The sequence below is a fragment of the Burkholderia sp. 28_3 genome (assembly GCF_003253915.1).
GTDB classification, from domain to species: domain Bacteria; phylum Pseudomonadota; class Gammaproteobacteria; order Burkholderiales; family Burkholderiaceae; genus Burkholderia; species Burkholderia cenocepacia.
In genome coordinates, this window is the sequence record NZ_QKZF01000003.1 from 17549 (window position 1) to 26859 (window position 9311).

12 protein-coding genes are annotated in these 9311 nt (G+C 63.5%); 11 read left to right on the forward strand and 1 reads right to left on the reverse strand.

Annotation, left to right across the window (positions count from 1 at the left end; translation table 11 throughout):
- The first annotated feature begins 7 nt into the window (after positions 1-7).
- Genes DFS13_RS08065 through DFS13_RS08100 form a run of 8 tightly spaced genes read left to right on the forward strand, consistent with a single transcriptional unit; the run spans position 8 to position 6601 of the window.
- Positions 8-1819 carry a DUF3383 domain-containing protein gene (locus tag DFS13_RS08065; protein ID WP_111441574.1) on the forward strand — a complete coding sequence of 604 codons (1812 nt, stop codon included), beginning with the start codon at positions 8-10 and terminating at the stop codon, positions 1817-1819.
- A 17-nt stretch (positions 1820-1836) separates the two neighbouring features.
- Positions 1837-2277: a phage protein gene (locus DFS13_RS08070; protein WP_006488900.1), complete on the forward strand. Its 441-nt coding sequence runs from the start codon at positions 1837-1839 to the stop codon at positions 2275-2277.
- Between the two features lie 2 nt (positions 2278-2279).
- Positions 2280-2732, forward strand: coding sequence for a phage tail assembly chaperone (locus tag DFS13_RS08075; protein ID WP_111441575.1), 453 nt, complete (start codon positions 2280-2282; stop codon positions 2730-2732).
- A complete protein-coding gene (locus DFS13_RS08080) occupies positions 2729-2914 on the forward strand; it encodes a DUF6889 family protein (RefSeq protein ID WP_111441576.1) in 186 nt (61 codons plus the stop codon). Before DFS13_RS08075 ends, DFS13_RS08080 begins: the two co-directional genes overlap by 4 nt.
- Positions 2907-4721 carry a glycoside hydrolase family 73 protein gene (locus DFS13_RS08085; protein WP_111441577.1) on the forward strand — a complete coding sequence of 605 codons (1815 nt, stop codon included), beginning with the start codon at positions 2907-2909 and terminating at the stop codon, positions 4719-4721. The genes DFS13_RS08080 and DFS13_RS08085 overlap by 8 nt, the downstream gene beginning before the upstream one ends.
- A complete protein-coding gene (locus tag DFS13_RS08090) occupies positions 4718-5317 on the forward strand; it encodes a phage baseplate protein (protein WP_111441578.1) in 600 nt (199 codons plus the stop codon). Before DFS13_RS08085 ends, DFS13_RS08090 begins: the two co-directional genes overlap by 4 nt.
- Before the next feature lie 4 nt (positions 5318-5321).
- A complete protein-coding gene (locus tag DFS13_RS08095) occupies positions 5322-5636 on the forward strand; it encodes a phage baseplate plug protein (RefSeq protein ID WP_111441579.1) in 315 nt (104 codons plus the stop codon).
- Complete coding sequence (locus DFS13_RS08100; RefSeq protein WP_111441580.1) at positions 5636-6601, forward strand: phage protein; 966 nt, start codon at positions 5636-5638, stop codon at positions 6599-6601. Before DFS13_RS08095 ends, DFS13_RS08100 begins: the two co-directional genes overlap by 1 nt.
- Here DFS13_RS08100 and DFS13_RS39790 read toward each other — a convergent pair.
- On the reverse strand, positions 6598-6963 hold the full coding sequence (locus tag DFS13_RS39790; protein ID WP_111966233.1) for a hypothetical protein: 366 nt from the start codon (positions 6961-6963) through the stop codon (positions 6598-6600). The genes DFS13_RS08100 and DFS13_RS39790 overlap by 4 nt on opposite strands.
- Before the next feature lie 11 nt (positions 6964-6974).
- Here DFS13_RS39790 and DFS13_RS08110 point away from each other — a divergent pair, with 11 nt between their 5' ends.
- From DFS13_RS08110 to DFS13_RS08120, 3 genes are read left to right on the forward strand one after another with little or no spacing between them, the layout of a single operon-like run.
- The gene (locus DFS13_RS08110) at positions 6975-7766 is read left to right on the forward strand and encodes a Gp138 family membrane-puncturing spike protein (RefSeq protein ID WP_111441582.1); all 792 of its coding nucleotides are present in this window, start codon (positions 6975-6977) and stop codon (positions 7764-7766) included.
- Positions 7767-7773: 7 nt separating this feature from the next.
- A complete protein-coding gene (locus tag DFS13_RS08115) occupies positions 7774-8127 on the forward strand; it encodes a hypothetical protein (RefSeq protein WP_111441583.1) in 354 nt (117 codons plus the stop codon).
- Positions 8124-9311, forward strand: a complete 1188-nt coding sequence (locus tag DFS13_RS08120; RefSeq protein WP_111441584.1) for a baseplate J/gp47 family protein — start codon at positions 8124-8126, stop codon at positions 9309-9311. Before DFS13_RS08115 ends, DFS13_RS08120 begins: the two co-directional genes overlap by 4 nt.

A 9311-nucleotide genomic window follows, 5' to 3' on the forward strand; every position in this document is an offset into this window, starting at 1 on the left:
GATCAGCATGTCCAACGGACTGCCGGTATCGCGTCGCATCAACGTGACGCTCAGCCTCGCGGCGCTCGCGGCGCAGGGCGCGAACCTGAACACCGCGCTCATTCTGGGCGCATCGACGGTGATCGACACGAACGAACGGATGCGCCCGTATGCCGGGATTACCGACGTGGCCGCCGATTACGGCACCGCATCGCCGGAATACCTCGCTGCTGCGCTGTACTTCGGCCAGACGCCGAAGCCGCAGAGCGTATGCATCGGTCGCTGGGCGAAGACGGCGACGTCGGGCTCGCTGCGCGGCGGCGTGCTGTCGGCGGCGCAGCAGGCACTCGCGCAGTGGCAGGCGATCACGAACGGCGCGTTCAACATCACGATCGACGGCACCGCGCGCAACGTGTCCGCGCTCAACTTCTCGTCGGCCTCGAACCTGAACGGCGTGGCCTCGATCGTGCAGGCGGCGCTCGCGTCGTACGCGACGGTCGTGTGGACTGGCAGTCAGTTCCAGGTGACGAGCAAGTCGAGCGGGATCGGCGCGGCCGCGAGCGGCACGATCACGCTCACGGCGAACCCGGCCGCGAACGATACGGTCACCATCAACGGCACCGCCGTGACGTTCGTCGCGTCCGCGCCGACCGGCAGCCAGGTGCTGATCGGCGCCAGCGCGGCGGCCACGGCGGCCAACCTGCAGGCGTTCCTCGCCGCTTCGGCTGACGCCAACCTGTCGCAATGCAGCTACGCGACGGCCGGCGCCGTCACGACGGTGACGGCGATCGCCGTGGGGACCGCCGGCAACGCGATCACGCTCGCGAAGTCGAGCAGCGCCATCACGCTGTCGGGCGCCACGCTCGCCGGCGGCGTCGCCGCCTCGACGGTCAGCTACGCGACCGCGCCCGGTTCTGGCACCGACGTTTCGGCGATGCTCGGCCTGACGAGCGCGCTCGCATCGGCACCGGTGAACGGGATCTCGGCCGAGCAGCCGACGGACGCGGTCGCGATCTTCCTCGACCGCTTCGCGAACAAGTTCCTCGGGATCGAGTTCGCGGACACCGCGGTGACGGACGACCAGCATGTTGCGGTTGCGGCGATGATCGAGGCTGACCAGGCGCACATCTACGGGATCACGACCCAGAACCCGCAGGCGCTCGACTCGACCGTGACGACCGATCTGGCGAGCCGCCTGAAGGCGCTCAACTACCAGTATTCGGTGATCCAGTACTCGAGCGCGAGCCCGTATGCGATCAGCTCGTTCCTCGGCCGTCTGCTGACCGTCGATTTCAACGGCAACAGCACGACGATCACGATGGACTACAAGCAGGAGCCGGGCATCGTCGCCGAAACGCTGTCGACGTCGCAGGCCAACGCGCTGCAGGCGAAGAACTGCAACGTCTTCGCGGCGTACCAAAACAACACCTCGATCGTGCAGTACGGCGTCACGCCGAGCGGCATCTTCGTGGATTCGATCTACAACGCGATCTGGTTCAAGAACGCGGTGCAGACGGCGGTCTACAACCTGCAGTACCAGAGCCCCACGAAGATCCCGCAGACGGACGCCGGCAACGCGCTAATCGCTGGCGCGATCTCGTCGGTGTGCGACCAGGCCGTGACGAACGGCTACCTCGCGCCGGGGGTGTGGAACTCGGCCGGCTTCGGCGCCATCGTGCAGGGGCAGACGCTGTCGAAAGGCTACTACGTGTACACCCCGCCGATCTCGTCGCAGTCGCAGGCTGATCGCGAGGCGCGCAAGTCCGTGTCGTTCCAGGTCGCGGCGAAGGAGGCGGGCGCAATCGGCGACGTCGACATCGCACTCACCGTCAACCGGTAAAAGGAAGAAAAACCACCATGAGCACCTACAGCTTTGTGGACGTTACGGCGACGATCATCGGGCCGACGGGCGTGTTCTCGCTCGGCTATGGCGAGGCCACTGCCGAGGAAGGCATCGTGATCGCGCGCGCCGGCGACAAGAACACGATGACCATCGGCTCGGACGGCGAGGGCATGCACTCCCTGCACGCCGACAAGTCCGGGCAGGTGACGCTGCGCTACTTGAAGACCGCGCCTGTCAACGCCAAGCTGATGGCGATGTACGACGCGCAGTCGCTGTCGAGCGCCCTCTGGGGCAAGAACCTGATCGAGGTCTCGCAGACGGCGGCCGGCGACGTCATCACCGCGCGTAGCTGCGCGTTCAAGAAGGCGCCGGACCTGCGCTATGCGAAGGACGGCGACATCGTCGAGTGGATCTTCGATTCGATCAAGATCGACAGTCTGCTCGGGACTTACTGACCATGGCGACTGAAAAGGAAGTCGGAGGTCAGCGGTACCAGCTCGGCAAGATGAGCGCCATGCAACAGTTCCATGTGAGCCGTCGCATCGCGACCGTGTTGCCGCCGCTGATCCGGTCATATCTCGACATGCAGACGTCCGACGTGCCGCTCACGAAGAATCTGAAGCTGCTCGCGACGTCGATCGAGCCGGTGATGGATGCGCTGTCGCGGATGAAAGACGACGACGCGGAATATGTCGTCGGCGCGTGCATGCGCGTCGTCGAGCGACATCACGGCGCTGTCTGGGCCAGAGTCTGGTCGCCGACGCAGGACGTGTGCATGTTCGATGACATCGACATGGGCACGATGCTGACGCTCACCGGCTACGTGATCATGGAGAACCTCGGACCTTTTATTCAAGGGCTGCTTACCGGTCTGGCGAGCAGCCCGAGCGAGGCGACACCAGCTGGGTGAAGACCCTTCCGGGCGGCGAGGACTGGCTGCTCGCGCCGGTTCACGCGCAGATGTGCCGGTTCGAGTCGCTGAAGGATGGCACGCTTGACCTGGCTGACGTCGCGTTGATGAACGATTCCCTCGCCGTCCGAGCGGACAACGAAGCGGCCGCGCGCCGCAGACAGGAACAGAAGCATGGCTGAATCGTCCGTCATCCGCGAATTCCTCGTCGCGTTGGGCTTCAAGATCGACGTCGATCAGGAGAAGAAATTCCGGGACGGCGTCGAGGGGGCGACGAAGAAGACCGAAGAGCTCGACAAGGCGCAGGTCAAGGCCGGCAAGTCGGCAGTCACGATGGCTGCTGCCTTCGTCGGCGCTACGGCCTTCGTGGCAGCGCGCACGGTCGACTTTGCTCAGAAGCTGGAGAACTTGCACTTCGCCGCTCGTCGGACCAATTCCGCCGCAAGCAGCCTGAAGGCAGTGGCCAACGCGGCGCAGGACGTGGGCGTGTCCGCCGACCAGGCGCAGAGCAGCATCGAGAATGTCGCGAGGTTCATGCGCAACAATCCGTCCGGCGAGAGCTACATCGGCTCGCTGGGCGTGCAGACGCGCGACGCGAATGGGCAGCTTCGCGACACCGTCGACATCGTCAACGACATCGGCAAGGCGATGGCGAAGAAGCCGGCGTGGTTCGGTGCCCAGTATGCGCAGCAGCTCGGCATCGACGAAAACTACATGCTGGGCATGCGCGATGAGGCATACCAGCAGTCGTACGACCGGGCGAAGGGCGACTACGTAAAAAGCGGCGTCGATACGGCGAACAACGGCGGCCACAGCCTGATGAGCGCGCTGCGCCACATGCAGAGCGGCTTGGAAGGGACGTTCGGCACCGTCGGCACCTTCGGTATCGAGACTGGCGCCGCGCTCGGCGGTGGCCTGCTTACGTACATGGGCGCGCAAAAGGCCGTGCAAGCGGCAGTTGGCAGAGCGCTTGGCGTGGGTGTCGAGAAGGCCGCCACGACAGCAGCAGCCGCCGCCGCTGAGACGGCTGCAACTGCGGCCGCAGGGGCCGGGGCGACGGGCGCGGGTGCTGCCGCCGCCGGCGCCGCTGCCGCGGGGCGCGCTGGTTTGCTTTCCCGCTTGTTGCCGTGGGGTGGCCGTCTTCTCGGACGGGCCGGCGCACTCGGATTGCTGTTCCATAGCGAGGGCCTGAACCAGGGCGAGGGCGAAGAGCTGAAGCGGCGGCAGGCGCTCGGGCCGACGATTGATGCGCCGACGCCAGACGCAAAGCCAGCGGCCGCTGCAGCTCCGTCGGCTGTGCCGGCATCCCCTGCGCCGGCGCAACGCGCATCACCACCGGTAGCCGCGGGGCAGCCGGCCGCTGCGAGTGCGCCGCCGAACAACGTCGCGCAGCGTATTGCAGATGCGATCGCGGCATCGAAGGAGTCGGAGGCTCGGTCGGGAATTCCTGCGCTCGTCACGTTCGCGCAATGGGTGCAGGAAAGTGGCTGGGGCAAAAAGATGTCGGGGAAGAACAATCCCTTCGGCATCAAGGCGCGGAAGGGTGAGGCCGGCACCGATGTGGTTACCCATGAGGTGATCAACGGGAAGCGTGTTCGGATGGTCCAACGTTTCGCGGACTACGACTCGATGGCCGACGCGTTCACCGCGCACGCAAACTTGCTCGCGAAGGGAAAGCCGTATTCGAAGGCACGCACGCATCTCGATGATCCGTTCGCTTTCGCAGACGCGCTGACCGGTGTGTATGCGACCGATCCGAAGTATGGAAGCAAGCTGAAGAAGATCATGGGTGACATGCTGCAGGGTTCGCAGTGGACGCCGCTTTCGCCCGTCGATCGCGATCGCCAGACGCACATCGAAGTAAAGCAGGATGTAAGGATCGAGGTGCGGGGCAGCGCCGACCCTGATGCTACAGCTCGGTCGGTGGCGCGCGAGCAGCAGAACGTAGCGAACGAGACGATCCGATATGCAGGGGGGCTGGGAGGATGACGAGCATCTCTGACATCCTCGATGTCACGCTGGTCGGCAGCAAGAAGATCGGCAGCATCACGATCTCGGCCATTGTCGAGGAGGTGTACAGCGACAACCTCATGATCACCGAGCAGCCGGTCGAGGACGGCGCCCCGATCAACGACCATGCGTACATGCGGCCGCGCGAGCTCATCATCAAATGCGGCTGGAGCAATTCCGACTACTCGGCGCTGCTCGGCGCGGCGGTCGTCTCGTTCGATCCGACGGGCGCGAACACGATGGCGACCGGCACGTACGTCGACGCGATCTACAGCCAGCTGTTGAAGCTGCAGGCGAGTCGCGAACGGTTTGACGTCGTCACGACGCGCCGGAAGTACTCGAACATGCTGATTCAAGGCCTGTCGACCGTCACCGATCGGAAGTCGAGTGCTGCGCTGATGGTCACTGCGACATTGAAGCAGGTGACCATCGTGAGCACGCAGGCGACGAAGCTGCCGCCGCGCGAGAACCAGGCGAACCCCGCGGCCACGGCCGAGACGCAGAATGCCGGAGTGAAATCCGCCGCACCGGCAACGCCGGCGCCGGGAGGATCGGTTCCCGCCGGTTCATGGTGAACTGATGACGACCTATCTCGAAATTCCGCTGACTCCGGATCCGCAGACGTTCACGATGACGCTGAGCGGTATCGACTATCAGATGACGGTCCAGTACCGCGAAGCCGGGGGAACCGGCTGGATCCTCGACGTCGCTGACGCGAGCGGTAATGCGCTGGTTAGCGGCATTCCGCTGGTGACCGGAACCGATCTACTCGGACAGTATGCATACCTCGGTTTTGGTGGCCGTCTATGGGTGCAGGGCGCGGCGAGCCCTGACGATGTCCCGACATTCGACGATCTCGGCATCGGATCGCACGTTTTCTGGGTGACAGACTGATGGCTGAACAGTTCGGACGGAAGTTTTCGCTCATCATCGGTCAGGACGCGGGCGATGCGCTCGACTTCTCGGACCTGCGAGTCAAATTCGACATCAAGCGCGGCGATCGGGAAACGCCGAATTCCGCGCTCGTCCAGATCTACAACCTTTCCGACAACACGTCGAAGCGCGTCGAGAAGGAGTTCACGCGCGTGGTGATCCAGGCCGGCTACCCTGGCAACTTCTCGATCATCTTCGACGGACAGATCAAGCAGGTATGGCGTGGCCGCGACAACCCGACCGACACGTTCCTGAACGTGCTCGCGGCTGACGGTGATTCTGCCTACTGCTTCGCGAAGGTGATCCAGACGCTCGCGGCCGGTTCGACCTATCAGGATCAGGTCAATGTTGCGCTGCAAGCGATGGCGCCGTATGGCGTCACGGCAGGATACATCGCGCCGCTGCCGAGCAACCCATTGCCGCGCGGGAAACCGATTTTCAGCTTGGCGCGGGACGTGTTGCGCGGTGTCGCGCGCGCGACGCAAACAGTTTGGAGCATCCAGGACGGCAAGGTGATCATGATCCCGGAAACGTCGTACGCGCCGTACGACATCCCCGAGATCAACTCGAAGACCGGCATGGTGGGCTGGCCGGTGCAGATGATCAACGGCATCAGCTTCCAGACGCTACTGAACCCGAGCCTGAAGATCGGCGGTCTGGTGCACCTCAACAATGCCAGTATTCAGCAGTATCAGTACAGCCTGAACATCAACGACCAGCCAGCTCAAACACGAGCGCAGTTAGAAAACAAGATCGATTCGGATGGCTTCTACTATCTGATGTCGGTAAATCATCGCGGTGACACGCGCGGGAACGATTGGTATAGCGATGCCCTATGTTTGGCTGCTGACGCTACATCGATCGCCAAATCGATTACCAACAATCTGCGTGTTGCTCCAGAAGATGCAATAAAAAGATTTGGTTAGTACCTTTTCAGTGTTGGCTTTGCTAGAACCTTCGCGGAATTGTCCGGGCGAATATCAACGAGGAAGAGGGTGGGTACGGTGCTGTCGCTGGTCTCGCCGTCCGATGTCACGATCAAAGCCCTTCCGCTCAATGTGTTAGCCCAACACCCGATGTCGTGCTCAGCACCCCCGAGATATTCGTAGCGGCGCATTGTTTTTGCGTGAACCAAGGGAAGTGTGCATTTTTCCTTTGTATAGAGAATCTCTCCGTATTTCACTTCCACAACTGCGCCAACCTCCGTATCCCACGGAAGCTGGATATATGCCTCGCGGGCTGATGCAGTTACGGATACCAGCATCGCCAGCAAAACGATTTTCTTCATTGTGATTCCCCATGGATAGACGCGAACGAACCGACGACGATTTGGAGGCGTTGAAGCATGCCATCGGTGCAAGATTAACCGAAGTCTGGACGGCGCTTCCTGGAACGGTGGAATCGTTCGACCCCGTCGCGATGATGGTATCCGTGCAGCCGGGCACGAAAGACTCGATCCGAAACGAGGACGGCACCATCAGCACGTCGCTATTCCCGCTGCTGACCGACTGCCCCGTTGTATGGCAGGGTGGCGGCGGCGTGACGGCGACGTTCCCGATCGCCGCCGGCGACGAATGCCTGGTGGTGTTCGCGTCGCGCTGTATCGACGCCTGGTGGCAGTCGGGTGGTGTGCAGGAGCAGGCCGAGTCGCGGACGCATTCGCTCGCTGACGGGTTCGCGCTGGTTGGCGTGCGCTCGCGCCCGCGTGCGCTCCCGGGAGTCAGCACCACGTCTGCTCAGCTGCGCAGCGATGACGGCTCGACCTTCTTCGACCTGAACCCGAGCACCCAGAAGGTGAAGATCGTCGCGCCCGGCGGCTTCGAGGTGATCGCGCCGACGCAGGTGCTTACTGCCTCGACCTCGCTGACCGTGAACGCGCCGCAGTCCGGCTTCAGCGGCGCGGTGATCGTGCAGGGGCTGTTCTCGTTCCTCGGCGGGATGATCGGCAGCGCGGTTAGCGGCGCGGCCGCAGTGATCACTGGCACGATCAACTTCCTTGGCACGCTGACTGCCAACGGGAAGCGGATAGACGACACGCACACCCACAACGGCGTTCAGCCGGGCCCGGGCAACAGCGGCAACGTCAACTGAGACACCCATGCGATACCGAAAACTCGACGCCGACGGCGACTACGTCTTCGGCGGGTCGGCGAACGACTTTCTCGTGAACTCGCCGGACGCCGTCGCGCAGGCGGTGATCACGCGCCTGCGCCTGCTGCGCGGAGAGTGGTTCCTCGACACGACCGTCGGCATGCCGTGGGAAACCGACGTGATCGGCAAGAACACGCAGGGCACCGCCGACGCGGCGATCCGCGCGTGCATCCTCGGCACGACCGGCGTCACCGAGATCACCGCGTACGCGAGCTCGCTCGATAGCACTACCCGCAAGCTGACCGTCACCGCAACGATCACGACGCTCTACGGCACCACTACCATTGAGACCACCCTGTGACGACGACGCTCACCACTGTCGCGCCGACCATCAGCGCGAGCGGTATCACCGCGCCGACCTATGCGGACATCTACGCGTACTTCCAGGCGAAGTACCAGGCGATCTATGGGACGGACGTCTATATCGATCCGGACAGCCAGGACGGGCAGCTGCTCGCCGTGTTCGCGCAGGCGATCGCGGACGTGAACTCGGTCTGCATCGGTGTCTATAACTCGTTCAGCCCGTCGAAGGCGGTCGGCGCCGGTCTGTCCAGCAACGTGAAGATCAACGGCATCGCACGGCAGGTCGCGTCGTACTCGACGGCAGACCTGCTGATCGTCGGGCAGGCGGGGACGACAATCTCGAACGGGATTGCGAAGGACGGCAACAACTATCAGTGGGCGCTCCCGGCCACGGTCACGATTCCGGCGGCCGGCGAGATCACGGTGACGGCGACGTGCACGACGATCGGTGCGATCGCAGCGCTGGCCGGCACGATCGACCAGATCGGCACGCCGACGCGCGGCTGGCAGACGGTGACGAACCCGGCCGACGCCGCCGTCGGCGCGCCGGTCGAAACTGATGCCGCGCTCAGGCAGCGCCAGTCCGTGTCGACCGCTCTTCCGTCGCAGACCGTTCTAGACGGGATCGTAGGCGCGGTAGCGAACCTTCCAGGCGTCGCGAAATATGCGGCGTACGAAAACGATACGTCGCTCACCGATGCGAATGGGTTGCCTCCGCACTCGATCGCGCTGGTAGTGGAGGGCGGCGACGTGTCGGCGATCGCCAATGCGATCGCGGTCAAGAAGACACCCGGCAGTGGGACCAACGGAACCACCAGCATCGTTGTGGTCAGCAGCAAGGGCATTCCGGTCACGATCAATTTTTATCGTCCGACCGATGCTGGGATCAATGCCGTGGTGACCATCAGCGTGCTGCCGGGATATACGAATGCGATCGGGCAGGCCATGCAGCAAGCTATCGCCGACTACATCAACAGCGTTTCGATCGGCGGTGGTGCTGCTCAGTGCGTTGAATGGGATTCGTGTATCACCGCGGCGAAATCAGTTCCGGGATCCAGCACCTTCAAGATCAAGAATCTGGTGCTGACTGGGCCGCGCGGCGCTGGCGCGCCGGATGTGTCATTGCTATTCAATGAGCAGGCGGTGTGCACGCCGTCTCAGGTGACGATCACCACGGGTTGA